This window comes from Plantibacter sp. VKM Ac-2880 (assembly GCF_015351235.1).
In the GTDB taxonomy this organism is placed as follows: Bacteria; Actinomycetota; Actinomycetes; order Actinomycetales; family Microbacteriaceae; genus Plantibacter.
Genome location: NZ_JADKSJ010000002.1, coordinates 883497 through 908151, shown reverse-complemented (window position 1 = coordinate 908151; position 24655 = coordinate 883497). Strand labels below are relative to the sequence as shown.

General features: G+C 69.8%; 25 protein-coding genes and 1 tRNA gene. 17 read left to right on the top strand and 9 right to left on the bottom strand.

Translation table 11 applies throughout. The annotated features are described in order from the left end of the window. Positions 1-2: 2 nt before the first annotated feature. Genes ITJ57_RS16265 through ITJ57_RS16255 form a run of 3 tightly spaced genes read left to right on the top strand, consistent with a single transcriptional unit; the run spans position 3 to position 2033 of the window. On the top strand, positions 3-452 hold the full coding sequence (locus ITJ57_RS16265; protein WP_194671066.1) for a MaoC family dehydratase N-terminal domain-containing protein: 450 nt from the start codon (positions 3-5) through the stop codon (positions 450-452). Further along, positions 449-883, top strand: a complete 435-nt coding sequence (locus ITJ57_RS16260) for a MaoC family dehydratase (RefSeq protein ID WP_228507299.1) — start codon at positions 449-451, stop codon at positions 881-883. Before ITJ57_RS16265 ends, ITJ57_RS16260 begins: the two co-directional genes overlap by 4 nt. A 13-nt stretch (positions 884-896) precedes the next feature. Beyond that, positions 897-2033 (top strand): UDP-N-acetylmuramate dehydrogenase, encoded by a 1137-nt coding sequence (locus ITJ57_RS16255; protein ID WP_194671065.1) that lies wholly within the window; start codon positions 897-899, stop codon positions 2031-2033. A 61-nt stretch (positions 2034-2094) separates the two neighbouring features. Here ITJ57_RS16255 and ITJ57_RS16250 read toward each other — a convergent pair whose 3' ends face one another. From ITJ57_RS16250 to aceA, 4 genes are all read right to left on the bottom strand, one after another. Further along, the gene (locus tag ITJ57_RS16250; protein ID WP_194671064.1) at positions 2095-3324 is read right to left on the bottom strand and encodes a pyridoxal phosphate-dependent aminotransferase; all 1230 of its coding nucleotides are present in this window, start codon (positions 3322-3324) and stop codon (positions 2095-2097) included. 71 nt (positions 3325-3395) lie between these two features. Beyond that, positions 3396-4013, bottom strand: a complete 618-nt coding sequence (locus ITJ57_RS16245) for a hypothetical protein (protein ID WP_194671063.1) — start codon at positions 4011-4013, stop codon at positions 3396-3398. Between the two features lie 132 nt (positions 4014-4145). Then, on the bottom strand, positions 4146-5810 hold the full coding sequence (aceB, locus tag ITJ57_RS16240) for a malate synthase A (RefSeq protein WP_194671062.1): 1665 nt from the start codon (positions 5808-5810) through the stop codon (positions 4146-4148). A 121-nt stretch (positions 5811-5931) separates the two neighbouring features. Continuing rightward, positions 5932-7278, bottom strand: a complete 1347-nt coding sequence (gene aceA / locus ITJ57_RS16235) for an isocitrate lyase (RefSeq protein ID WP_194671061.1) — start codon at positions 7276-7278, stop codon at positions 5932-5934. A gap of 150 nt (positions 7279-7428) precedes the next feature. Here aceA and ITJ57_RS16230 point away from each other — a divergent pair, with 150 nt between their 5' ends. Then, on the top strand, positions 7429-8925 hold the full coding sequence (locus ITJ57_RS16230) for a helix-turn-helix transcriptional regulator (RefSeq protein WP_194671060.1): 1497 nt from the start codon (positions 7429-7431) through the stop codon (positions 8923-8925). A gap of 60 nt (positions 8926-8985) precedes the next feature. On the opposite strand, the gene ITJ57_RS16225 is transcribed toward ITJ57_RS16230, so the two are convergent. Continuing rightward, positions 8986-10059, bottom strand: a complete 1074-nt coding sequence (locus ITJ57_RS16225; protein WP_194671059.1) for an alkene reductase — start codon at positions 10057-10059, stop codon at positions 8986-8988. Positions 10060-10334: 275 nt separating this feature from the next. On the opposite strand from ITJ57_RS16225, the gene ITJ57_RS16220 reads away from it, so the two are divergent. Then, the gene (locus tag ITJ57_RS16220) at positions 10335-11594 is read left to right on the top strand and encodes a low temperature requirement protein A (RefSeq protein WP_194671058.1); all 1260 of its coding nucleotides are present in this window, start codon (positions 10335-10337) and stop codon (positions 11592-11594) included. Here the strand turns inward: ITJ57_RS16220 and ITJ57_RS16215 are convergent. After that, positions 11572-12123: a DUF805 domain-containing protein gene (locus ITJ57_RS16215; RefSeq protein WP_194671057.1), complete on the bottom strand. Its 552-nt coding sequence runs from the start codon at positions 12121-12123 to the stop codon at positions 11572-11574. The two genes, ITJ57_RS16220 and ITJ57_RS16215, sit on opposite strands and share 23 nt — an antisense overlap. A 239-nt stretch (positions 12124-12362) precedes the next feature. Between ITJ57_RS16215 and ITJ57_RS16210 the strand changes: the two genes are divergently transcribed. The 6 genes from ITJ57_RS16210 to ITJ57_RS16185 all read left to right on the top strand — a co-directional run bounded on the left by ITJ57_RS16210 (position 12363) and on the right by ITJ57_RS16185 (position 15852). Then, positions 12363-12435 (top strand) — tRNA-Trp (locus ITJ57_RS16210). A gap of 41 nt (positions 12436-12476) precedes the next feature. Next, on the top strand, positions 12477-12749 hold the full coding sequence (gene secE / locus ITJ57_RS16205; protein WP_056014068.1) for a preprotein translocase subunit SecE: 273 nt from the start codon (positions 12477-12479) through the stop codon (positions 12747-12749). 138 nt (positions 12750-12887) lie between these two features. After that, the gene (nusG, locus tag ITJ57_RS16200; protein WP_194671056.1) at positions 12888-13868 is read left to right on the top strand and encodes a transcription termination/antitermination protein NusG; all 981 of its coding nucleotides are present in this window, start codon (positions 12888-12890) and stop codon (positions 13866-13868) included. A 93-nt stretch (positions 13869-13961) separates the two neighbouring features. Beyond that, a complete protein-coding gene (rplK, locus tag ITJ57_RS16195) occupies positions 13962-14393 on the top strand; it encodes a 50S ribosomal protein L11 (RefSeq protein WP_056014074.1) in 432 nt (143 codons plus the stop codon). Positions 14394-14508: 115 nt separating this feature from the next. Continuing rightward, positions 14509-15198 (top strand): 50S ribosomal protein L1, encoded by a 690-nt coding sequence (gene rplA, locus ITJ57_RS16190; RefSeq protein ID WP_194671055.1) that lies wholly within the window; start codon positions 14509-14511, stop codon positions 15196-15198. Between the two features lie 120 nt (positions 15199-15318). Then, positions 15319-15852 carry an N-acetyltransferase gene (locus ITJ57_RS16185; protein ID WP_194671054.1) on the top strand — a complete coding sequence of 178 codons (534 nt, stop codon included), beginning with the start codon at positions 15319-15321 and terminating at the stop codon, positions 15850-15852. 54 nt (positions 15853-15906) lie between these two features. Here ITJ57_RS16185 and ITJ57_RS16180 read toward each other — a convergent pair whose 3' ends face one another. Continuing rightward, positions 15907-16863: an NADP-dependent oxidoreductase gene (locus tag ITJ57_RS16180; protein ID WP_194671507.1), complete on the bottom strand. Its 957-nt coding sequence runs from the start codon at positions 16861-16863 to the stop codon at positions 15907-15909. Between the two features lie 299 nt (positions 16864-17162). Here ITJ57_RS16180 and ITJ57_RS16175 point away from each other — a divergent pair, with 299 nt between their 5' ends. Both ITJ57_RS16175 and ITJ57_RS16170 read left to right on the top strand, forming a co-directional pair. Further along, on the top strand, positions 17163-17792 hold the full coding sequence (locus tag ITJ57_RS16175) for a Pr6Pr family membrane protein (protein ID WP_194671053.1): 630 nt from the start codon (positions 17163-17165) through the stop codon (positions 17790-17792). A gap of 8 nt (positions 17793-17800) precedes the next feature. After that, positions 17801-18568, top strand: coding sequence for a DUF998 domain-containing protein (locus ITJ57_RS16170; protein ID WP_194671052.1), 768 nt, complete (start codon positions 17801-17803; stop codon positions 18566-18568). Here the strand turns inward: ITJ57_RS16170 and ITJ57_RS16165 are convergent. Next, positions 18532-19761 (bottom strand): ROK family transcriptional regulator, encoded by a 1230-nt coding sequence (locus ITJ57_RS16165; RefSeq protein ID WP_194671051.1) that lies wholly within the window; start codon positions 19759-19761, stop codon positions 18532-18534. The genes ITJ57_RS16170 and ITJ57_RS16165 overlap by 37 nt on opposite strands. A gap of 43 nt (positions 19762-19804) precedes the next feature. Continuing rightward, on the bottom strand, positions 19805-20467 hold the full coding sequence (locus ITJ57_RS16160) for a YqaJ viral recombinase family protein (RefSeq protein WP_194671050.1): 663 nt from the start codon (positions 20465-20467) through the stop codon (positions 19805-19807). Between the two features lie 154 nt (positions 20468-20621). On the opposite strand from ITJ57_RS16160, the gene ITJ57_RS16155 reads away from it, so the two are divergent. The 4 genes from ITJ57_RS16155 to ITJ57_RS16140 are packed head-to-tail and all read left to right on the top strand — an operon-like array spanning position 20622 to position 24620. Continuing rightward, positions 20622-21368, top strand: a complete 747-nt coding sequence (locus ITJ57_RS16155; RefSeq protein WP_194671049.1) for a TIM barrel protein — start codon at positions 20622-20624, stop codon at positions 21366-21368. Next, a complete protein-coding gene (locus ITJ57_RS16150; RefSeq protein WP_194671048.1) occupies positions 21365-22474 on the top strand; it encodes a Gfo/Idh/MocA family protein in 1110 nt (369 codons plus the stop codon). The genes ITJ57_RS16155 and ITJ57_RS16150 overlap by 4 nt, the downstream gene beginning before the upstream one ends. Then, positions 22471-23589, top strand: coding sequence for a Gfo/Idh/MocA family protein (locus ITJ57_RS16145; protein WP_194671047.1), 1119 nt, complete (start codon positions 22471-22473; stop codon positions 23587-23589). The genes ITJ57_RS16150 and ITJ57_RS16145 overlap by 4 nt, the downstream gene beginning before the upstream one ends. Then, entirely contained in the window at positions 23586-24620 is a 1035-nt protein-coding gene (locus ITJ57_RS16140; protein ID WP_194671046.1) for a sugar phosphate isomerase/epimerase, read from the top strand. Before ITJ57_RS16145 ends, ITJ57_RS16140 begins: the two co-directional genes overlap by 4 nt. The last annotated feature ends 35 nt before the right edge of the window (positions 24621-24655 follow it).

Genomic DNA, 24655 nt, shown 5'->3' with positions numbered 1-24655 from the left:
GCGTGTCAGTGAACCCAGAACTCGCCGGTCGGGTCTTCCCGCCCGTCGCCCCGTACCTGGTCGGACGCGAGAAGATCCGCGAGTTCTCGCGGGCCGTCTTCGCGACGAACCCCATCAACCTCGACCCGGAAGCGGCACGCGCCGCAGGCCACGCCGACGTGGTCGCGCCGCCGACCTTTGCGGTCGTCGTGCAGGAGCACACGCTGCAGCAGCTCCTCGCCGAGCCGGACGTCGGCATCGACTTCAGTCGGGTCGTCCACGGCGATCAGCGGTTCGTGCACCACCGCCCGATCGTCGCAGGCGATGAACTGACGGCGCAGCTGACGGTCACCTCGATCAAGTCCCTGGGCGGCCACTCCATGGTGACGTGCGACTCGGTCATGACCGATGCCGACGGCGAGCCGGTGGTCACCGCGACCTCGACGCTCGTGGTGCGAGGAGACGAAGGATGAGCGACGTGCAGCAGACGACTCCCGCCATGCCCGCTGTCGGCGACGTCGTCGCCGAGCGGACGGTCCACCTCACCCGCGACGCGCTCGTGCGCTACGCCGGTGCCTCGGGTGACTTCAACCCGATCCACTACCGCGACGACGTCGCCGCGTCCGTCGGGCTGCCCGGCGTCCTCGCGCACGGCATGCTGACGATGGGGATCGCCGCGCAGCCGGTGGTCGACTGGATCGGCGACCCCGGCCGCGTGCTCGACTACCAGGTGCGGTTCACCCGCCCGGTCGTCGTCGACCCGGAGACCGGCGCAGAGCTCCACATCGTCGCGAAGGTCGGCAAGCTCGACGCCGACGCGCAGACCGCACGCATCGACCTCACCGTCACCTTCGCCGAGCAGACGGTGCTCGGCAAGGCGCAGCTCGTCGTCGGCTTCGCCTGAGCCGCGGAGCGTCATGACCGACACCATCAGTCTGCGCGAGCTCACCACCCTGCAGGTGGGTGGGCCCGCTGCAGCCTTCGTGGAGTGCACGAGCGAGGCCGAGCTGATCGACGCCGTGCTCGACGTCTGGAACACCGACCAGCCGTGGCTGCTGCTCGGGGGCGGATCGAACCTCCTCGTCGGCGACGAGCCGATCGAGGCCACCGTCATCAGGGCGGCGAACCGCGGCATCGAACGGCTCGAGGCACCGGCCGGACGCGTCCGGTTGCGGGTGCAGGCCGGCGAGGACTGGGAGGCGCTCGTCGCCTACACGGTGGAGCACGGGTTCGCAGGCATCGAGGCACTGTCGGGCATCCCGGGATCCTGCGGGGCGGCCCCGGTCCAGAACATCGGCGCCTACGGACAGGAGATCGTGTCGTCGCTCGTCGCGGTCGATCTGCTCGACGAGGAGTCGCAGACCGTCGAGCGTGTACCTGCCGCCGAGCTCGGCCTCGGATACCGGACATCGGTCCTGAAGCGTCACGGCGGTGGGGAGCCCGAACGGTCGGGCGTGGTCGTGGCGATCGTCATCGAGCTCGACGACGTCGGTCCCGACGGTCTCGCCGCGCCGATCGCCTACCAGCAGCTCGCCTTCGCGCTCGGCGTGGAGGTCGGCGAGCAGGTCCGTCTGGCCCAGGTGCGCACGACGGTGCTCGCGCTCCGTGCCTCGAAGGGCATGGTGCTCGACCCGGACGACCCCGACACGGCCAGCGCCGGATCGTTCTTCACCAACCCGATCGTGTCCGAGCACGTCGCCCGCTCGCTCCCCGGTGACGCTCCCTGGTGGCCCGTCGACCCGCCGGCCGACGACGACACCGAGTACGTCTACCCGCTCGGCGAGGTCGTCAACCCGCCCCGGCCGACTCCCGTGGAACGGCTGGCGAAGCTGTCGGCGGCCTGGCTGATCGAGCGGGCCGGCGTCCGTCGCGGGTTCGCGCTCCCCGGATCGCACGCCGCGGTCTCCACGAAGCACACCCTCGCACTGACCAACCGGGGCGGGGCGACCGCCACCGAGATCGCCGAGCTCGCCCGCTTCGTGCAGGCGCGGGTCCACGCCGAGTTCGGGGTGCTCCTGCAGCCCGAACCCGTGGTGGTCGGCGTCACGATCTGAGCCGCACTGTCGTCCGCGTGCCGACCGTCCGCCCACCGAACACGGGCGGGCGGACGACGGATCAGGACGCGAAGAGACGCTGCAGCCGCTGGACGCCCTCGAGGAGCTGGTCGTCGCCGAGTGCGTAGCTGAACCGCAGGTACCCGGACGGCCCGAACGCCTCGCCGGGGACGGCGGCGACCTCGGCCTGGTCGAGCATGAGGTCCGCGAGCTCGAGCGAGGTCGTGGGCGTCACACCGCCGAACGTCCGGCCGAGCAGCGCCGTCACGTCGGGGTAGACGTAGAAGGCACCCTGCGGGGTGGGGGTCGCGAAGCCGTCGATCTTGTTGAGTTCCCCGACGATGAGCTTGCGGCGGCGGTCGAAGGCCTCGCGCATGGAATCCGCAGCGTCCTGCGGGCCGGTGAGAGCCGCGATCGCCGCGCGCTGCGCGATGTTGTTCACGTTGCCGGACAGGTGCGACTGCAGGTTACCGAGCGCCTTGATCGCGTCCGCCGGGCCGACGGTCCACCCCACACGCCAACCGGTCATCGCGTAGGTCTTCGCCACCCCGTTGACGAGGAGGGTCTGCTCCGCGAGCTCGGGGACCGCCTCGACGATGGACGTCGCTTTCGTCGCCTGTCCTGAGCCTGCCGAAGGGTAGGTGAGGTTCTGGTAGATCTCGTCGGAGATGACCCAGATGCCGTGCTCGAGCGCCCACTCGCCGATGGCCTTCGTCTGTTCGGGGGAGTAGACGGAGCCGGTCGGGTTCGACGGGGAGACGAAGAGGAGGACCTTGGTCCGTGGGGTGCGCGCCGCCTCGAGCTGCTCGACGGTGACCTGGTAGTTCTGCGAGGCGTCGGCGAAGACGTCGACCGCGACACCGTCGGCGAGGGCGATGGCCTCGGGGTAGGTCGTCCAGAACGGCGTGGGCACGATGACCTCGTCGCCGGGGTTCAGCAGCACCTGGAACGCCTCGTACACCGACTGCTTGCCGCCGTTCGTGACGATGACCCGGCCGGGGTCGACCTCGAGACCGGAGTCGCGGAGCGTCTTCTCGGCGATCGCCGCACGGAGGTCGGGCAGGCCGGCTGCCGGTGTGTAGCGGTGCGCCTTCGGGTCGCGCGCGGCGACGAGGGCGGCCTCGACGATGTGCTCGGGGGTCGGGAAGTCGGGCTCGCCCGCCGCGTAGGAGATGACGGGGCGACCCTGCGCCTGCAGGGCCTTCGCCTTCGCGTCCACCTTCAGCGTGGCGGACTCGGCGATCGCTGCGATCTTCGTGGACAGGCGGGGCGTGGAGGTCGATTCAGGCACGACTCCGAGCGTACCCAACCCGGTGTCGCGAGGACAGTGCGTGACGCGGACCTGACCTGTCGGGAACGGACCTATCGGGACCGGGCGCCGTCGACGGCCGCTGCCGCCCAGGCCACGCCGACGCCGATGGCGGCGGAGACGCCCGTCATGAGGTCCTCACGGGTGACGCCCGACCAACCGGTATGGGTCAGGCGCTCGGTCAGCACCGGCACGGCGGCGAAGGCGAGCAGGAGGGCGAACGTCGACAGGGATCGGCCCCGCACGATCAACCAGACCGCGGCAGCGGTGAACGCGCCGAGGGTGACCGACATCGATCCGTAGAGCAGGAACGGCGTCGTCGCGTTGGTCACCGTCGCCGACCCGAACGCATGGACCACGAGACCGGCCACGACGACGACGGAGGCGAGCACGCGCCGCGCGAGGGAGACCGGGGCGATCAGGGCACCGGCCACGAGGACCGCACCGCCGACGAAGAACTGAAGGAGCAGGGTGGCGATGACATCGGCGTCCGACTGGAGCCACATGACGTTCAATCCGGCGCGCATGGCGAGGTAGCCACCCAGGACGACGGCCACGAGCGAAGCGCCGTATCGGCTCGACGCGTTCCATCGACCCACCGGCGGTTCCGGCGCGGTCGTGCCGAGGGACGGGAGACGGGCGGGCGTCGCTTCCTGCACGTTCTGGGTCATACGCCCGACTCTACGGTGCCGTCCGCAGGTCGGCCAGAGCACGGATGCACCGCCGCTCGCCGTCGGTCCCCGGAAGGATTCCGGGCGACTTCCGACGACGAGCGGCGGGCAGGAGCGCTGGACGTCGCACACCTACGCCGGGTCGACCAGGTGACGGGCGTACGCCGGCAAGCTGAGGAACGTCGGGAACTCGTCGCGGAGCGCCACCTCGCGGAACAGCTCGGCGGCGTCGTCGAAGCGGTCCTCGGCCGTCCGGGGGAGCGAGACGAGCAGCTCGTCGAGGAGGCCCTCGACGCGCTCCCGGGTGATCGGCCGGCCGTCGTCCGTCGCGACGTCCTGGTGGATCCACTGCCAGATCTGCGAGCGGCTGATCTCCGCCGTCGCGGCGTCCTCCATCAGCCCGTCGATGGCCGCCGCGCCGACCCCGCGCAGCCAGGAGTCGAGGTACCGGACGGTGATCGACACGTTGTCGCGGAGACCGGCGTCGGTGACGGCACGACCGATGCGCACGTCGAGCAGCTGCGCGGGGGTGACCGACACGTCGTCCCGCAGTCGCTCGAGTTGGTTGGGGCGTTCGCCGAGGACCGCATCGAACTCGTCCCTCGCTGCCCGGACGAGTCCCGGGTGCGCCACCCAGGTCCCGTCGAACCCGTCGGCCGCCTCCCGTCGCTTGTCGGCCGAGACCTTCTCGATGGCCCTCGCTGTGGCCTCCGGGTCCCGGCTGTTCGGGATGAAGGCCGACATGCCGCCGATCGCGTGCGCGCCGCGTCGGTGACAGGTCTGCACGAGCAACTCGGTGTACGCCCGCATGAAGGGCACCGTCATCGTGACCTCGCTCCGGTCGGGCAGGACGAAACGGGCTCCACGACCGCGGTAGTGCTTGATGATCGAGAAGATGTAGTCCCACCGTCCGGCGTTGAGGCCGGCGCAGTGGTCGCGGAGCGCGTACAGGATCTCGTCCATCTCGAACGCCGCCGGGAGCGTCTCGATGAGGACGGTCGCACGGATCGTGCCGTGTACCAGTCCCAGGCGCTCCTCCGTGAAGGTGAAGACGTCGTCCCAGAGCTTCGCCTCCTCGCTCGACTCCAGCTTCGGGAGGTAGAAGTACGGCCCTCGACCCGAGGAGATGAGGGCCTCGGCGTTGTGGAACACGTACAGGCCGTAGTCGACGAGACTCCCCGACGCCGCCATGGAGGCGCCCGTGCGGTCGACGAAGCGCAGGTGCTTCTCGACCAGGTGCCAGCCGCGCGGGCGCATGACGATCGTGGGTGTCTCGGTCGCCGTGACGCGGTACTCCTTGCCCGCCTCGCTCGTGAACGTCAGCTCGCCGCGGATCGCGTCGCGGAGTGAGAGCTGCCCGCCGATGACGTTGGCCCAGGTCGGGCTCGTGGCGTCCTCCTGATCGGCGAGCCAGACGTCCGCTCCGGAGTTGAGCGCGTTGATGGTCATCTTCGGATCGGTCGGTCCGGTGATCTCGACCCGGCGGTCCTCGAGGCCGGGTCCGGCACCGGCGACCCGCCAGGAGGCGTCCTCACGGATCGCCGCGGTGTCGTCGCGGAACTTCGGGTCACGGCCGTTGCCGATCTCGAACCGTCGGCGCATGCGCTCGGCGAGGCGATCGTGCCTGGCGCCCGCGAACCGCTGGTGCAGCTCTGCGAGGAAGGCGAGGGCGTCCGGCGAGAGGATCTCCTCGGAGCGGTCGAGGCGTCGACCGACCACCTCGATGGCGGGGCCGGTGCGCTTCGTCGGAACCGGTGCGGTGGCGGGCGTGGGCGGGGAGGCGAGGATGGTATTCATGGGGTGACTCCGTTTCGGATGGTGGCCCTTCGACAAGCTCAGGGACCGGGTGTGTGTCGCAGCGACCGCGGGTGGGGTGAGGGACCGGGTGTGGGCTCAGGGACCGCGGGTGGGGCGGGGCTCAGTGGAACTGCTGTTCCTCGGTCGATCCGGCGAGCGCGAGGGTGGCGCTGCCGGGGTTGAGCGCGGTCGCGACGAGGTCGAAGTAGCCGGTGCCGACCTCCCGCTGGTGCTTCGTGGCGGTGTAGCCGTGGGCTGCTGAGGCGAACTCGGCCTCCTGGAGGTCGACGTACGCGCTCATCGCACGCTTCCGGTAGTCGCTCGCCAGCGTGAACATCGAATGGTTGAGGGCGTGGAAGCCGGCGAGGGTGATGAACTGGAAGGCGTATCCCATGGCGGCGAGTTCGCGCTGGAAGGATGCGATCTGCGCGTCGTCGAGGTGCGACCGCCAATTGAACGACGGGGAGCAGTTGTAGGCGAGTTTCTTGCCGGGGAACCGTTCGTGGACCGCCTCGGCGAAGCGGCGGGCGAGGTCGAGGTCGGGCTCCGCCGATTCGACCCAGAGGAGGTCGGCGTACTCCGCGTAGGCGAGGCCACGGGCGAGCACCGGACCGATGCCGTTCTCCACCTCGTAGAAGCCCTCCGGGGTGCGGTTCCCGTTCAGGAACGGCTGGTCGCGTTCGTCGATGTCGCTCGTGATCAGCGTGGCGGCGAGCGCGTCGGTGCGGGCGATGACGACCGTGGGGACACCGGCGACGTCTGCCGCGAGGCGTGCCGCGTTGAGCGTCCGGATGTGCTGGCCCGTCGGCACGAGGACCTTGCCGCCCATGTGGCCGCACTTCTTCTCAGCCGCGAGCTGGTCCTCCCAGTGGACGCCTGCCGCGCCGGCCTGGATCATGCCGGACATGAGCTCGTAGGCGTTCAGCGGGCCGCCGAAGCCCGCTTCCGCGTCGGCGACGATCGGGGCGAGCCAGTCGATCGCCTCACGTCCCGGGGCTTCGCCGAGGGGCGCCTCCGCGAAGTCGATCTGTTCGGCTCGGAGGAGCGCGTTGTTGATCCGGCGGACGACCGCGGGCACCGAGTTCGCCGGGTAGAGGCTCTGGTCGGGGTAGGTCTGCCCGGACAGGTTCGCGTCGGCGGCGACCTGCCACCCGGAGAGGTAGATGGCCTTGAGGCCCGCCCTGACCTGTTGGACGGCCTGGTTGCCGGTGAGGGCTCCGAGAGCCGGAACCCACTCCTCGGTGTGGAGGAGGTTCCACAACCGCTCGGCGCCCCGACGGGCGAGGGTCGGTTCCTCGCGGACGCCGCCGCGGATACGGATGACGTCGGCCGCGGTGTAGTCACGCCGGACGCCGTCCCAGCGCGGGTCGGTGTCCCACTCCTCCTGCAGCTCCTCGGCGGTCTGCGTCTGGTCGCCGGCACGGAGCGGGCTGCGGTGGTCGGATGGGCTGGTGGCGGCGTTGCTCACGGTGGCTCCTGAGGGTCGGATGCGGTCGGTCTGGAGATGCTGTGGGACCGATCCTGTGCCCGCCGGAACCCCGATGACCGCGATCCGTGAGCAGAAGAACGGCCGACCTTCTGGTTGCCGGAACAACCGAGCCGTGTGAGCATGATCCCCATGACCAGCACCGTCGCTGCTCCACCCGACTCCGCCTTCCCTGGTGACGCCGCCCCTGCCCACGCCGACGCCCTCGTCCTCGGGCGCCGGATCCGTGACGCCCGCCTGCGCGCCGGCCTCACGCTCGACGACCTCGCCCGCGCGATGGACCGCGCTCCGTCGCAGGCGTCGGCCGTCGAGAACGGGCACCGCGAGCCGAGCCTGGCGACGCTCCGCCTCATCGCCGCGGCCGTCGGCACCTCGGTCGACGACCTCCTCCGCGACGAGCCGCCGAGCGAGCGGGCCGCCCTGGAGATCGCCGTCGAGCGGGCACAACGGGGCACGGTCTTCTCCGCGCTCGGGATCACGCCCATCCGAGTCTCACGGGGAACGGCCGACGAGACCCTGCGTGCCGTCCTCGCGCTCCACGACGAGGTCGCGAGACTGCATCGTGAACGGGCGGCGACGCCGGAGGAGGCGCGCCGGGCGAATGCGGCCCTGCGCGCGGACATGCGGGCAGCCGACAACTACTTCCCCGAGCTCGAGGCCGTCGCGAAGGGGCTCCTCGACGCCGTCGGCTACACCGGCGGGCCGGTCTCCCACCAGACGGTCTCGGAGATGGCGCAGTACCTCGGGTACTCGCTCCACTCGGTCTCCGACCTGCCGCATTCGACACGGTCGGTCACCGATCGACGGAACGGGCGCATCTACCTGCCGACTGAATCGTCCGTGTCGCGCGACTCGCGGTCACCCATCCTGCAGGCGTTCGCCAGCCACCTCTGCGGACACGAGGAGCCGAGAAACTACGCCGACTTTCTGCGGCAGCGCGTCGAGACCAACTACCTGACGGCCGCACTGCTGCTGCCCGAGCGCGACGCCGTCCGGGTGCTCGGCGCGGCGAAGCAGCTGCGGCGCATCTCGATGGAGGACCTGCGCGACGCGTTCGCCGTGTCCTACGAGACGGCAGCGCACCGGTTCACGAATCTCGCGACGAAGCACCTCGGTCTCCCGGTGCACTTCATGAAGGTGCACGAGTCGGGGACGATCATCAAGGCCTACGAGAACGACGGCGTGACCTTCCCCTCCGACGTCCTGGGCGCGGTCGAGGGCTCGCCCGTCTGCCGCAACTGGACAGCCAGGACGGTCTTCGACGTCGAGGACCGCTTCAGCCCCTGGTACCAGTACACGGACATGGACACCGGCACCTTCTGGTGCACCTCCCGCATCGAGCGGGCGAAGGAGGGGGAGTACTCGGTGAGTGTCGGCGTGCCGTTCGCGCACGTCAAGTGGTTCCGAGGCCGCGAGACGCCGCACCGGGCCACGTCGAACTGCCCGGACGAGCGGTGCTGTCGACGCGCGTCACCGGCGCTCGCCGAACGCTGGGCTGGTCAGGCCTGGCCGGCGGCGCGGACCCCGACGAGTCTGCTCGCGGCACTGCCGACGGGCTCGTTCCCCGGGGTCGACTCGGTCGAGGTGTACGAGTTCCTGGAGTCCCATGCCCCACCTGCAGCGGAGTGAGCTGAGGCGCCCCGTCGCGCCGCGGTCCGCGGGGTGACGAGGCGCCTCAGGTCGAGCGGATCAGCTGGCGAGGCGCGGGTAGTCCGTGTAGCCCTCGGCGCCGGGGCCGTAGAAGGTCGCCGGGTTCGGCGTGTTCTCCTCGTGCTCGCCCGCCCAGCGCTCGACGAGGTCCGGGTTCGCGATGGCCAGACGGCCCACGGCGACGGCGTCGGCGTGTGCGTTCTCGACGAGCGCGATCGCCTCCTCGCGGGTCGTGACGGTGCCGAAGCCGCTGTTCACGATGAGGTTGCCGCCGAAGTGACCGCGGAGGTCCTGCACCAGGGCACCGGCCGGCTCCTCGTGGAGGATGCTGAGGTAGGCGAGCCCGAGGGGGGCCAGGGCGTCGAGCAGCGACGCGTAGGTGGCGCGGACGTCGGCCTCGTCGGTCTCCGCCGTGTCGCCGGCGCCGTTCATCGGGGAGATGCGGATGCCGACGCGTGCTGCGCCGACCGCCTCGGCCACGGCGCGGACGACCTCCGCGACGTACCCGGCGCGGGCCTCAGGGCTTCCGCCGGCGCGGTCCGTGCGGACGTTGGAGACGGGGGAGAGGAACTGGTGCAGCAGGTAGCCGTTCGCGGCGTGGAGCTCGACGCCGTCGAGCCCGGCCTCGATCGCGTTCCGGGCGGCCTGGACGAACTCGTCACGGACCGTGTCGAGCTCCTCCGTCGTCAGGGCGTGCGGCACCGGGTAGGGCTGTGCGCCGGCCGGGGTGCGGACCTCGCCGGCGATCGCGATGGCGCTGGGCGCGACGATGCGGTCGGTCCCGGTGATGTCGGTGTGCGAGACACGGCCGCCGTTCATGAGCTGCATGACGATGAGACCGCCGGCGCCGTGCACGGCGTCGGCGACGCCGCGCCAGCCGGCGACCTGCTCGGGGGTGACGATCCCCGGCTGACCCGGGTAGGAACGCGACTCGGCGCTCGGGTAGGTGCCCTCGGTGATGATGAGGCCGAGGCCCGCGCGCTGTCCGTAGTGCTCCGCGACGAGGTCGCCGGGGACGCCGTCCGCTCCGGAACGCATCCGCGTGAGCGGTGCCATGACGACGCGGTTGGCGAGTTCGAGGTCGCCGAGACGGACGGGGGCGAAGAGATCCATGCGGGTGGTGCCTTTCGTGGGGGTGCGGTGCGCGCGGACGACGCAGCCTCAGGAGGCAACTGTCGATCGTCGACGGGTATTCCGATGAGGCTTTTGAACCTTGTGCTTCTCGCATTCCAGTCGCTAAGATCAATGCGTGCTCGTCAAGCTCTGTCCCCGCAGCTCGCGGCGAGCACGGCCCGGTACCGACGAATCCGAGGGGGAGGCGTCGGTACCGGGTCCCATCGGGGCATCGACGCACGGGCGATCCTGACGAAGCCTGTCAGGATACGGACATGCCAGCTTCCCGATTCGGCCTCGCCTCGGATCTCCGCCGTCCGGAATCCGGGGAGCGCGCCGAGCGCGTGACCTTCGTCGAGCTCTTCTTCGACCTCGTCTTCGTCTTCGCGCTCACGCAGTTGAGCAAGCTCATCGCCGACGACCAGAGCGTGACCGCGGCGCTCGAGTCGGTCGTCCTCATCCTCGCGCTGTGGTGGTCATGGGTCTCGACGAGCTGGGTCACGAACTGGCTCGACCCGGAACGCCTCGCCGTGCGACTCGCCCTCATCGGATTCGGGCTGCTCGCCTTCGTGGCCGCGGTCTCCGTCTCGGCGTCCTTCGCGGACCGCGCGTTGGCGTTCGCGGTCGCGTATGTCGTGCTGCAGCTCATCCGCACCCTCTTCATGGTGGTCGCGACGTGGCGGCACGACCGCGACGTCGCCCTGAGCTTCGCGCGCGTGCTGGTCTGGGCGGCGCTCGCCGGGGTCTTCTGGATCGCGGGCGCCCTGGTGCCCACCGGGTGGCAGCTGCCGTTCTGGGTGGCGGCGGTCGCCATCGAGTACGGCGGCGGGGCGCTCGGCTTCCGCCTCCCGGGCATGCCGCGGTCGGAGGTCGAGAGCTGGGACCTCTCCGGGGCGCACCTCTCGGAGCGGGCGTCCCTGTTCATCATCATCGCCATCGGCGAATCGCTCCTCGTGACCGGGTTCGCGTTCGTCGAGCTCGAGACCTCTCCCGAGGCGGTCGTCGCCATGCTGAGCGCCTTCGTCTCCGCCGCCGCCCTGTGGTGGCTGTACTTCCACCGCACCGAGGCCGTGGGGCGACACGCGGTGGAGGCCGCCGAGGAGGAAGCCGACCGAGCGAAGGACCACCTGCCCGATCACCGCGGTCCGGGTCGTCTCGGACGCATCGCGCGAGACGGCTACAGCTACGCCCACGTCGTCATCGTGGCCGGGATCGTGCTCGTCTCGGTGGGCGACAAGGAGATCCTGGACCGGCCCGCCGCCGCGGTCGAACTCGCCGGAGGCGTCGTCATCGTCGGTGGCCCGGCGCTCTACCTCGTCGGCCTCCTGCTCTTCCGCTTCGTCGTCGACCGCGCCCTGCCGGCCGCTCCACTCATCGGGCTCGGCGCGCTCACCGGCTGTGCGCTCGCCGCCGTGCTCGTGCCGAACCTGGGCGAACTCGCCCTCGGGTGCCTGTGCACCGCGGCGCTCGTCGTGGCTGCGCTCGCCGACACGGTCCGCCCGACGCGTCGGGTCACTGCGGAGGAGTCGGCCTGATCTGCTCGGCGTCACGGTGAGGCCCGGTGTCGTACCGGGCGCCACCCGCGTCGCTCGGCTGTGCCGCGAGCCAGATGAAGAAGAACCATCCGAAGATCGGGACCAGGGCGATCAGCTGCCACCACCCGCTGTGATCGGTGTCGTGCATGCGTCGGGCGCCGAGTGACAGGCCAGGGATGATCGTCGCGAGTCCCCAGAGCCCGTACAGGACGCTCTGCGCGCCCCAGGCCGGCCCCTCGGACAGGTCGCCCTCCCAGAATGCCGAGGTCATGCCGGTGGAGACGTCGACGGCCCGCCCGATGGCGAGGAGTGCCAGGGCGATCACCGCGTTGAGGAGCGTCCACCACCAGAACTCGCTGCGGCTCGCGCGCCCCGTGAAGATCGGGTAGCGCGTCCAGAATCGGCTGAAGGCCTGCAGCGCCGAAGCGCCCGGGAGCGGGTTGTCGTCCGCGAAGCGGGCCGGGATGTCTCTGATCGGCTTCCGTCCGTTCTCGATGGTCGGCGGAGTCGTGTCGTCTGCGCTGTTCATCGGTCCCCCTGGATCGAATCGTCGTGCGGTCGAGCGAGCGAGTCTACGCTCGGGCACGCCGTCCTCGCAGGGGACTGGGCGAGTGGGCCCGGGTTTTACAGTGGGCCAGCCGTGCCGTACACTGGATGGAGGTAGTTGAAATCTGCCATGATTTTCTGCGCCTGTTTTCCATCCTCGTGATGTCAGGCACGGTGCAGCAAGTCGGGGTAGATTCGACCCCTCCAGTGCAACAGCACTGAAGGGCGGTGGCTCAATTGGTAGAGCAGCGGTCTCCAAAACCGCAGGTTGCAGGTTCAAGTCCTGTCCGCCCTGCGAGTCGGTGCATATGCACCGGCACACGAAAGGTGTAACGAGTGGCCCCGAAGAGTACCGACACGCCCGGTGAGGACGTCGTCGTCAAGGCGAAGGCGGACCGTGCCGAACGGCGCGGCTTCTTCTCGGGCATCGTCCTGTTCCTGAAGCAGGTCTTCGCGGAACTCAAGAAGGTCGTCACGCCGACGCGGAAGGAACTCCTCAGCTACACGGCTGTCGTGCTCATCTTCGTCTGCATCATGATGGCCCTCGTCTACGGCATCGACTTCGTCTTCGCCTGGGTCGTCACCCTGGTGTTCGGCACCGCGAGTTAGTCCCGCTCAGGTTCCGGTGCTCCGGCCCGGCACCCGGGCTCCATCATCACCGACGGCGACACCGCCGTCACGCGCCAGCCTCTGGCGCCGCGGCCGGGATCAACCGTGATCCGCACAACAGAAACGGAATGGAAATCAGTGTCTGAGCGAAACTCGAACGACGTCGACTGGGCAACCGCTGCCGAGCAGTCCTCGGAGGACGACGAGGCCCAGGAGGGCAACGTGCTCTCGGCCGACGAGCACTCCGTCGACCCCGCTGAGCACAACGCCGTCCACGTCGAAGAGACCGGCGACACCGAGGTCGACCTCGACGCCATGCTCGACGCGATGGCCGAGGCCGTCGACCCCGAGGCCGACGCCGTCGTCGACGACGCCCTCGAACTCGACGAGGCGGCCGAGGTCGAGGCCGCCGCGGAGGCCATCTCCGAGGAAGAGGCCGAGCCGCTCGACGCCGACACCGAAGCGGACGCCGACGCCGAGCCCGCTGAAGAGACCGAGGAAGACCCCTACGACGCCTTCCGCAAGGAGCTCCGCTTCCTGCCGGGCAAGTGGTACGTCATCCACTCCTACGCCGGATTCGAGCGCAAGGTGAAGGCCAACATCGAGCAGCGCAAGTCGACGCTCGAGGTCGCGGACTACATCTACCAGGTCGAGGTCCCCATGGAGGACGTCGTCGAGATCAAGAACGGTCAGCGCAAGATGGTCACGCGCGTCCGGATCCCCGGCTACGTGCTCGTGCGCATGGACCTCAACGAGGACAGCTGGTCGGTCGTCCGCCACACGCCTGGCGTCACCGGCTTCGTGGGCAACGCCCACAACCCGACGCCGCTCCGCTTCGAAGAGTCCTTCAATATGCTGAAGTCGCTCGTCGAGGTCAAGGAGACCGCGCCCGCCACGGGTTCCGGCACCAAGGGCAGCGCCACGCAGCAGCGTGTCATCCCCGCCGAGGTCGACTTCGAGATCGGTGAGACGATCACCATCAAGGAAGGCTCGTTCGCGGGTCTCCCCGGATCGATCAGCGAGATCAAGCCCGAGAGCGGCAAGCTCACGGTGCTCGTCTCCCTCTTCGAGCGCGAGACGCCGGTCGAGCTCAGCTTCGACCAGGTCACCAAGCTCTAGCCCACCAGGCTCCCCAGTCCACCGCCGCCCGACGGGCGCGCGGGAGAGCACACATCATCCGATGGTGCTCGAACCCCAGAAGAAGGAAGAAACATGGCACCGAAGAAGAAGGTCACGGGTCTCATCAAGCTGCAGATCCAGGCCGGCGCCGCGAACCCCGCTCCCCCCATCGGCCCCGCCCTTGGTCAGCACGGCGTCAACATCATGGAATTCTGCAAGGCGTACAACGCGGCCACCGAGTCGCAGCGCGGCAACGTCATCCCCGTCGAGATCACCGTCTACGAGGACCGTTCGTTCACCTTCATCCTGAAGACCCCGCCCGCAGCGGAGCTCATCAAGAAGGCCGCCGGCGTCGCCAAGGGCTCAGGTACCCCGCACACCGTCAAGGTCGCGAAGCTCACCAAGGAGCAGGTCCGTCAGATCGCCGAGCAGAAGGCTCCCGACCTGAACTCGAACGACATCGACGCAGCCGCGAAGATCATCGCCGGCACCGCCCGCTCCATGGGCATCACGGTCGAGGGCTAGTCCTTCCGATCCGCACCGGGTGAGCCATCCAGGCGACACCCTCGCACGACTCTTTTTTCACTCGTGGCAGCGCCGGCCAGGCGCAGATGACCACATTTCTCATAGGAGAACGCACATGGCACAGAAGTCGAAGGCCTACCGGGCCGCAGTCGAGAAGATCGAGGCTGACAAGTTCTACACGCCGAACGAGGCAGTCGCTCTCGCCAAGGAGACCGGTTCCGCCAAGTTCAACAGCACCGTCGAGGTCGCCCTCAAGCTCGGTGTCGACCCGCGCAAGGCGGACCAGATGGTCCGCGGCACGGTCATCCTCCCGCACGGCACGGGCAAGACCGCCCGCGTGATCGTCTTCGCGACGGGCCCGGCAGCAGAGGCCGCGATCGCGGCCGGCGCTGACGAGGTCGGTGGCGACGAGCTCATCGCCAAGGTCGCCGAGGGCTACACCTCCTTCGACTCCGCGGTCTCGACCCCGGAGCTCATGGGTAAGGTCGGCCGTCTCGGAAAGGTCCTCGGTCCCCGTGGCCTCATGCCGAACCCGAAGACCGGCACCGTGACGCCGGACGTGGCCAAGGCCGTGTCCGACATCAAGGGCGGAAAGATCGAGTTCCGCGTCGACAAGCACTCCAACGTGCACTTCGTCGTGGGCAAGGCATCGTTCGACGCCGCACAGCTCGAGGAGAACATCAACACCGCGCTCGAGGAGATCGTCCGCCTCAAGCCGTCCTCCTCGAAGGGCCGTTACATCCAGAAGGGCGCCGTGTCGACCACGTTCGGCCCCGGCATCCCGCTGGACGTCAACTCCATCTAGTCACACCCGTACGAAGGCCCGGTCGCAGCAATGCGGCCGGGCCTTCGTCGTTCCCACCGTCAGCGTCGTTCCCACCGTCAGCGTCGTCTCCTCCGTCAGGCGACGTCGTAGGATGCGGGGATGGTCTCCACCCGCCCCGCCTCCGCCGACGACGCCGCAACGCTCTCCACGCTCGCTGCCGCGACCTTCGGGCTCGCCTGTCCACCAGGGACGACGCAGGCGGACATCGACGCGTTCATCGCCGAACACTTCACCCTGGAACACTTCGAGGCGTACCTCCGTAGCCCCGACCGGGCGGTGCGTCTCCTGCTCGCCGACGACGGCACCGCTGTCGGGTACACGATGCTCGTGTTCGGCGAACCGACCGACCCGGACGTCATCGCCGTGATCACCCATCGGTCGACGGTGGAGCTCAGCAAGCTGTACGTGCTCGCCGACCGACACGGTGGCGGCGTGGCCCGCGTACTGATGGAGGCGACGCTCGACGACGCCCTCCAGCACGGAGCGTCCTCCGTCTGGCTCGGCGTCAACCAGCAGAACGCGAGGGCGATCCGCTTCTACGAGAAGAGCGGGTTCGTCATCGCCGGACGCAAGACGTTCCTCGTCGGCTCCGAGCGGCACGACGACTTCGTGATGGAACGGGTCTCGGGGTGAACCACCCCGGTCCCTGACGCCGCCGCCGGTCCCTGAGCCTGTCGAAGGGCGGGTTCAGCCGTCGGCGACCTTCAGGACGATCTTGCCCTTGGCATGACCGCCCTCGAGGACGGTGTGGGCCTGGTGGACCTCGTCGAGTTCGAACACCTGGTCGACGAAGACCCGCACGTCGCCGGACTCGAGCAGACGCCCGATGGTGTCGAGGGTCGAACCGTCCGGGGCGACCCGGAACGTGGTGGCCCGGACGCCGACGGCTCGGGCATCCTCGACGAGGGACGGCCACGACCCGGTCGGCGCGTTCACGATGAGTCCACCCGGGCGCAGGACGGACAGGGATCGCGTCCCCGTGTCGTCGACCGTGTTGCCGACGAGGTCGATGACGACGTCGACCTGCGACACGACGTCCTCGAACCGCACCGCGTCGTGATCGACGGCCTGATGGGCGCCGAGTTCCCTCAGCCAGCCGACGTTCCGGCCGGAGCCGGTGGCGATCACCCGGGCCCCGAAGTAGGTGGCGAACTGGACGGCGAAGTGGCCGACCCCGCCGCTGCCCGCGTGGATCAGGATGCGCTGGCCCTCGTGCGCCTTCGCGACGTCCACGACCATGCCCCAGGCGGTGAGTGCCGCGAGTGGTACCCCGGCGGCCTCGACGTGCGAGAGCGTCGTCGGCTTCCGGGTGAGGCTCAGTGAGGAGACGGCGACGTACTCCGCGTAGCTGCCGCCGGTCCGCGGGAACGCGGTCATGCCGTAGACCTCGTCGCCAGGGAGCAGACCGGACGCAGCGAACGGTGACTCCACGACGATGCCGCTGAAGTCGTAGCCGAGGACGGCCGGCATGGTCTCGATGGCCGAGGAGACCCCTCGCCCTGAGCGCGTCTTGGCGTCGATGGGGTTCACCCCGGCGGCCACGACGCGCACGAGGAACTCCGCCATCACCGGCTTCGGCGTCGGCACCGTCTGCATGTGGAACACCTCAGGACTGCCGACCGTGTCGATCACCGCGGCCCGCATCTGCTCCGGTGCCGGCTTGACCACATCGGTGGCGGTCGCCAGTGACCAGGAATGTCCGGCTCCTTGACGCATCGAGTACCCCTTCGTCGTTCGTCCCCCGAACACTCCACCCGACGGAGGTCGGCTCGGCGACGAGTCTCGCTCCGGCACGTGGTCCGGCTCTGTTCTCATCAAAGCCGCCGAATGAGTCGGCGCTGTTACGGCGGTGTCAATTGGGTGGAAACGATTCCCCCACGTCGAGGGACACGACGGATGTCGGGTACTGCGGGGCCGCGCGGTCGGTCCGATACAGTGGCGCCATGCGTGCACTGTTCGGAGTCATCAGGATCCTCGCCGGCGGGGTGATCATCGCCGCGATCGTCGGGCAGTTCGTCTACACGCTGTCGTTCGGCGATGCGCCGGCGGACTTCGTCGTGAACTTCTTCAGCTACTTCACGATCCTCTCGAACGCCCTGAGCGCGATCGTGCTCCTGATCGGCGCCGGCTTCTGCTTCCGGATGCGACGCGATCCCGCCTGGTACAACCTCCTCCTCGGCAGCGTCGTCACCTACATGGCGACCACCGGGGTCGTCTACAACCTGTTGCTCCGCGGCATCCAGCTCGACCAGGGACACACCCTCGGATGGTCGAACGAGGTCTTGCACCTCATCGCGCCCATCTACCTGGTGGTCGTCTGGATCGTGACGCCCGGAAAGTCCCGGCTGGAGTGGCGACAGGTGTGGGGGATCATCGCGTTCCCGCTGGTCTGGACCGTCTACACGATGATCCGCGGCTCGATCGTCGGCTGGTACCCGTACCCGTTCCTCAACCCGGCTCAGCCCGGCGGGGTCGGCGCGGTGATCGTATACATCATCGCCATCGCAGGATTCATCGGCCTCATGGGGTGCGCGGTGATCGCCCTCAGTCGGACCCGGTTGATCCGAGGGTGAGCCGCACGATGTCACCCGCACCAGGTCTCGGGGCGGACACCCGGTCACGAGACCGTCGCCGACCCGCCCTCGTGTTCGCCGCCGTGGGTGGCGTCCTCGTCGTGATCGCCGCGATCCTGATCTGGGCCGCACGGCTCAGCCTGGCCAAGAACAGCTATGTGAGCGGGCTCGGTGCCACCGGCGAGGTGACCGCCCCGGTGTTCAACGCGGCGCTCCTCATGGTCGCGGTCGGCGGCCTGAGCATCGCGGTGGCGCTGCAGCGCGCGGCGCGCCCCGGCAACGGGAGCCCGAAGCGGTCCCGGATCGCGGGCATCCTCGTCCCGTGGCTGCTCGTGGCCGGATCGAGCGTCAGCTTCTTCGTCGCCTCGCAGGTGACCTGCACCTACGAGTGCCCGATCCCCTCGAGCCCGCTGTTCACCGTGCAGGACGCCGTGCACATCTCCTTCGCGGTGCTCGGGTTCACGCTCGCCTGCCTCGCCATGATCGGCTCCGCGATCGGCGCCCGGCTCCGGGTCGTCCGACGCGTGTCGTGGATCGCCGGGGCGGCCGTCGCGGTCGTCGCCGGCATCGGTGGTCTGTTGTCGCTCGCCGAGATCGGGCAGCAGGTCGGCAGTTGGTTGGAGTTCGCGGCGATGACGATCGCGTTGCTCTGGCTGGTCGGGTACGGCCTGGCCGAAGCGCTCACGGTCGGTCGCTCGGACGACGGCGGGGGCGTGGCCGCAGTCGGGGAGGACGCGCGTCAGCTCGATGCGGCGTCGACCGGGCTCCGCGGCTGAGTCATCGCATCGATGGCGGGGGCCGACAGCGCTTCGCGGAGCACCATGATCGCGGCTCCCAGCACACCGGCCTCCTCGCCGGCTGTCGAGGTGACGATGCCGAGGTGCCCGGTGGCGAGGGGCATGGACCGACGGTAGACGACTTCGCGGACGCCGGTGAGGAGATGCCCGCCCGCCCGGGTCATGGTGCCGCCGAGGACGATCACCGACGGGTTCAGGAGGTTCACGACGACGCTGAGGACCTCGCCGATCTCTCGGCCGGCCTGCCGCGTGGTCTCGATCGCCGCCCGGTCACCCGCGCGGATGAGGGCGGCGACGTCACGGCTGCTGGAGGCTTCGACCCCCTGGGCTCGGAGCGCCGTGGCGATCGCGGGCCCGCTCGCGATGGCTTCGAGGTCGCGTTCGTCGTCGACCGGGCGGGGCGAATCGCGGCCGACGGGCACCTGGACATGGCCGATGTCGCCCGCGGCACCGAGCGCGCCCCGCTGGAGTTCGCCACCGGCGATGATGCCGGCGCCGATGCCGGTCGAGACCTTCACATACACGAGGTCGTCGGTGTCCGGCCAGGAGATCGCGTGCTCGCCGAGGGCGAGGACGTTGACGTCGTTGTCGACGAGGACGGGGACGTCGATCGTCCGGCGGATGTAGGCGGGCACGTCGAAGCGGTCCCATCCGGGCATGATGGGCGGATTCGTCGGGCGACCGGTGGAGTGCTCGACCGGACCCGGCAGCCCGACGCCGATGCCGATGACGAGCGGGGTGGTGGGTTGCGGCGTCGTCCAGGCGAGCGGGTCGGCGAGGAGCGCGGTCGCCGCGTCGACGACCCAGTCCAGGACCGGTTCCGGGCCGGCGGAGATCTCGAGCTCGGCTCGACTCGTCGCGAGGATGGAGCCGGCGAGGTCGGTGACGGCGACCGTCCCGTGCGTCGCGCCGAGGTCGACGGCGACCACGACGCGCGCCAGCGGGTTGAACGCGATCCGGGCCGGCGGGCGGCCGCCCGAGGACGCGGCCTCCCCGGCCGGGCGGAGGAGGTCGGCGTCGACGAGGGCGTCGATGCGCAGGGACACGGTGGAGCGCGCGAGCCCAGTGAGCGTACAGAGCTCGGACTTCGTCCGCGCCTCACCGCTCCGGAAGAGCTGGAAGAGGTCGCCGGCGCCCGGTGCTCCGGGGGAGGGGCGTTGCGGCTCGTTCATGGGGCACAGTCAACCATCTCGACCGACTTCTGTCGACTTGCCGTCAGAAGTCGAGGCTGAGCAGCGGCTCCCGGAGGGCCGGGGCGGCGGGAGTGGGCTCCGGCGGGACCGGACGCCGGGCGGCCGGATTGGTGCGGTGGTACAACTCGTCGATGAGGGCGTTCGCCAGGCCGACGAGCTTCGCGATCTCGGTGTCGTCGCGCTCCACCCAGCGGCAGAGTGGCTCGTCGTCGATGGGCACGAAGTCCTTGTGCTCCTCCCAGACGACGAGCGTGCGTTCGGCGCCGATGACGTACTGCTGCCACCACACCTGGCGGAGGTAGTTGCGCGGGATCGAGCGCCAGGACTTCGTCGTGGTCTTGATCTCCGCGAGGACGACGGCACCGCGATCGGTGACGGCGATGCCGTCGGGCGTGGCGAGGTGGCGGTGCTCGACCTCCGCCCGGAAGAGGGCCGAGGAGGGGTTGATCCCGTGGGTCGCCGCGACCCAGCGCGCGATCTCGGGTTCGCGGGCCCGCCCGTGGTCGGTGAAGGCGTTCCCGGAGAAGCCGGTGCCGCCGAGCTTCGCGTCGGCCGCGCGCTGGATGGAGGCCGGGGTGGAGAGGGTCGCGACGTCGGTCGCGGTGATCCCGCGCGACCGTGCCCGCAGCCACGAGATGCGGTCGCTGGAGTCAGCGACGATCCGGGAGAGCAGGGCTGAGTTCACGATTCCATTGTCCCGCACACTTCGGCCTCCGGCGGTATTCGTCGCCGAGCGAGCGACGATGGGCGATGGACTTTTGTTTGACCACCGACAGAAGTGTGGCTAGCCTGGATCACGCAGCAGCGGCTGCCTGACACCATCATCATTGAGGAGCATCGTGTCGACTTCCCACCTCTCCGTCCAGCTCTACTCGGTACGGGAGCCGCTGAGCGCGGACCGTGCCGCTGCGCTGCAGCGCCTCACCGACATCGGCTTCCGCCAGGCAGAGCCGTTCGGCTTCGGTCCCGGCGTGAGTCTGCAGGACATCCACGATGCGGGCCTCGTCACCCCGAGTGCCCACGGCAAGGTCATCGACGACGGCATCGACCTGTCGGCCGTCTTCGGCGCGGCCGCCGAACAACAGGTCGGCGTCCTCATCGACCCCGCGATCGCCGTCGAGCGCTTCGCCACGGCGGACTCGGTCGCCTCGATCGCCGACGACCTCAACGCCGCGGCCCAGGTCGCCGCCGGGCACGGGGTGCAGGTCGGGTACCACAACCACTGGTGGGAGCTCGAAGGCGACGTCGCCGGCACGAGCCCCCTCGAGCACCTCGCCGCCATCACCGACCCCGCGGTCGTGTTCGAGGTCGACACCTACTGGGTCGAGGTCGGCGGCCGCCGCGCCGTCGACGTCCTGGCATCCATCGGCGACCGGGTGCGGTTCATCCACGTCAAGGACGGCGACGCCTCGCGCGACACGATGAAGCAGCTGCCCGCGGGCGCCGGCGTCGTCCCCGTGCTCGACATCATCAACGCAGCACCGCAGGCGTTGCGCGTCGTCGAGTTCGACGCCTTCGACGGCGACATCTTCCAGGGGCTCGAACAGAGCTTCACCTACCTCACCACGAACGGAGTCCAGGCATGAGCGACAACACCGGAACGGTCGGTGTCGGCCTCATCGGCGCCGGCGTCATCAGCGACCAGTACCTCAGCAACCTCGTCACCTTCCCGGACCTCGACGTCCGGTTCGTCGCCGACCTCGACCTCGAGCGCGCGAAGACGCAGGCCGAGAAGTACGGCGTCCCCGGCCACGGTTCGGTCGCCGAACTCCTCGCCGACCCCGAGATCGAGATCGTCGTCAACCTGACGATCCCGAAGGTGCACGTCGAGGTCGCCATGCAGATCCTCGACGCCGGCAAGCACGTGTGGAGTGAGAAGCCCTTCGCGCTCGACCGCGAGAGCGGCCAGGCGTTGCTCGAGGCTGCGAACGCCAAGGGACTCCGCGTCGCGACCGCCCCCGACACCTTCCTCGGTGCCGGCATTCAGTCGGCCCGCCGTCTGGTCGAGGCCGGCGGCATCGGCCAGCCGCTCACGGCCCTGACGCTCATGCAGAGCCCTGGCCCGGAGTCCTGGCACCCGAACCCGGACTTCCTGTTCCAGGACGGCGCCGGCCCGCTCTTCGACATCGGCCCGTACTACATCACCGCCCTCGTCCAGCTGTTCGGCCCGATCGCCCGCGTCACGGCGTTGGCCTCGCAGGCGTTCCCGCAACGCACCATCGGCTCCGGCCCGCGCGCCGGGCAGTCGTTCGACGTGACCGTGCCGACGCACGTGAGCGCCCTGTTCGAGTTCGAGAGCGGCCAGCTCGCGCAGAGCGTGTTCAGTTTCGACTCGAAGCTCGGACGGACGCAGTTCGAGGTCGCGGGCTCCACCGGGACGCTCGTCGTCCCCGACCCGAACACCTTCGAGGGCGATCTGCTCGTCTACGGCGGTGGCGAGGAGCCGGAGGCCATCCCGTCGACCGGTCCGACGCAGGGTCGTGGGACCGGTGTCGTCGAACTCGCGCAGGCGATCCGCGCCGGACGCCCGGAACGTGCCTCGGGTGAGCTCGCGTACCACGTGCTCGACGTCATGGTCTCGACCGCCGAGTCCGGCCTCAGCCGCACCTCGGTCGACGTCGTGAGCACCGTCGAACTCGCTCCGGCGCTGCCCGAGGCGTGGACCCCGGCGGACCGTTCCCTCGGAGCATGACCGTGACGGCTCCCGGCATCGCGGTGGTGGGCGGCGGCTTCATGGCCACCGTCCACAGCCGGGCGGCTCGCGCAGCGGGTGCCCGGCTGGTGGGCGTCGTCGCCTCGACGCCGGAGCGGTCACGTGAGGTCGCCGCCGAGCTGGGGTTCGAGCGCGGATACGACTCGCTCGACGCCGTGCTCGCCGATCCGGCGGTCGACGTGGTCCACGTCTGCACGCCCAACGCCCTCCACGCCGAGCAGGCCCTCGCGGCCATCGCCGCCGGCAAGCACGTCGTCTGCGAGAAGCCGCTCGCGACCGACGCTGACACCGCGCAGCGGCTGGTGACAGCCGCCGCGGAGGCCGGCGTCGTCGGCACCGTGCCGTTCGTCTACCGGTTCCACCCGCTCGTCCGCGAGGCCAGGGCGCGCGTCGCGGCCGGTGACCTCGGAACGCTGCTCACCATCAGCGGGTCCTACCTGCAGGACTGGCTGCTCGCCCAGACGGACGACAATTGGCGCGTCGACGCCGCTGCCGGAGGGCGGTCACGCGCGTTCGCGGACATCGGGTCGCATCTCGTCGACCTCATCGAGTTCATCACGGGAGCACGCATCACGGAGCTGAGCTCGACGGTCCGCACCTTCTTCGCCGAGCGCGCGAACACGGCGGAGGTCACCACCGAGGACGCCGCCGCCGTCGTCATCCGGCTCGAGGGTGGCGCCATCGGCACCCTGTTGGTCTCCCAGGTCGCGCCCGGCCGGAAGAACCGCCTCCACCTCGAGGTCGCCGGGACCGAGCTGAGCATCGGCTTCGACCAGGAGGCTCCGGAGACACTGTGGTTGGGACGCCGATCCGGCACGCAGGTGCTCCCGCGCGACGCCGACCAGCTGCACCCGGACGCCGCACGGCTGTCCATCGTCCCGGCGGGCCACCCGATGGGCTACCAGGACGCGTTCAACGCCTTCATCGCGGACAGCTACGCCGCGATGGCCGGGCAGGCCCCCGACGGGTTGCCCGTCTTCGCGGACGGCCTGCGTGCCGCCCGCATCACCGAGGCGGTCCTGGACGCCGCCGACTCCGGCGATTGGACACCGGTCGCCACCTCCACCGATGACGAGACGAGGATCACCGCATGACCGACACCACCGACAAGCACTACGCGAGCCGACTTCCCGTGACGCTGTTCACGGGGCAGTGGGCCGACCTCCCGTTCGAGGAGGTCGCGAGACTGGCGGCGTCCTGGGGCTACGACGGGCTCGAGATCGCGGCCTCCGGAGACCACCTCGACCTGAAGCGGGCCGACGAGGACGACGCCTACCTGCAGTCGCGCCTCGACATCCTCGACCGGCACGGGCTCGAGGTCTTCGCGATCTCCAACCACCTCACCGGTCAGGCGGTGTGCGACGACCCGATCGACTTCCGCCACCAGGCGATCGTCCGCGACTACACCTGGGGCGACGGCGACGCGGAGGGTGTCCGGCAGCGCGCGGCCGAGGACATGAAGCGCTCGGCCCGGGTCGCCCGCAAGCTCGGCGTCGACACGGTCGTCGGCTTCACCGGCTCGAAGATCTGGCAGTACTCGGCGATGTTCCCGCCCGTCCCGGCCTTGATCATCGACGCCGGCTACGAGGACTTCGCGACCCGGTGGAACCCGATCCTCGACGTCTTCGACGCGGAGGGCGTCCGCTTCGCGCACGAGGTGCACCCCTCGGAGATCGCCTACGACTACTGGACGAGCGTCCGCACCCTCGAGGCGATCGACCACCGCCCCGCGTTCGGCTTCAACTGGGACCCGTCGCACATGATGTGGCAGGGCGTCGACCCCGTCGGCTTCATCGTCGAGTTCGCGAACCGGATCTACCACGTCGACTGCAAGGACACGCGGATCCGGCCGGCGACCGGGCACGCCGGCATCGTCGGCTCGCACCTGCCCTGGGGCGACCCGCGTCGCGGTTGGGACTTCGTGTCGACCGGTCACGGCGACGTGCCGTGGGAGGACGCCTTCCGCGCCCTGTCGAGCATCGGCTATGCCGGGCCGATCTCCATCGAGTGGGAGGACGCCGGCATGGACCGTCTGCACGGTGCTGAGGAGGCGGTCGGGTACATCCGGAACCTGCTCTGGAAGCTCCCCGAGCAGTCCTTCGACGCCGCGTTCAGCACGCAGTAGGGCGTGGTCCCTGAGCTTCCCGCCGGTCCCTGAGC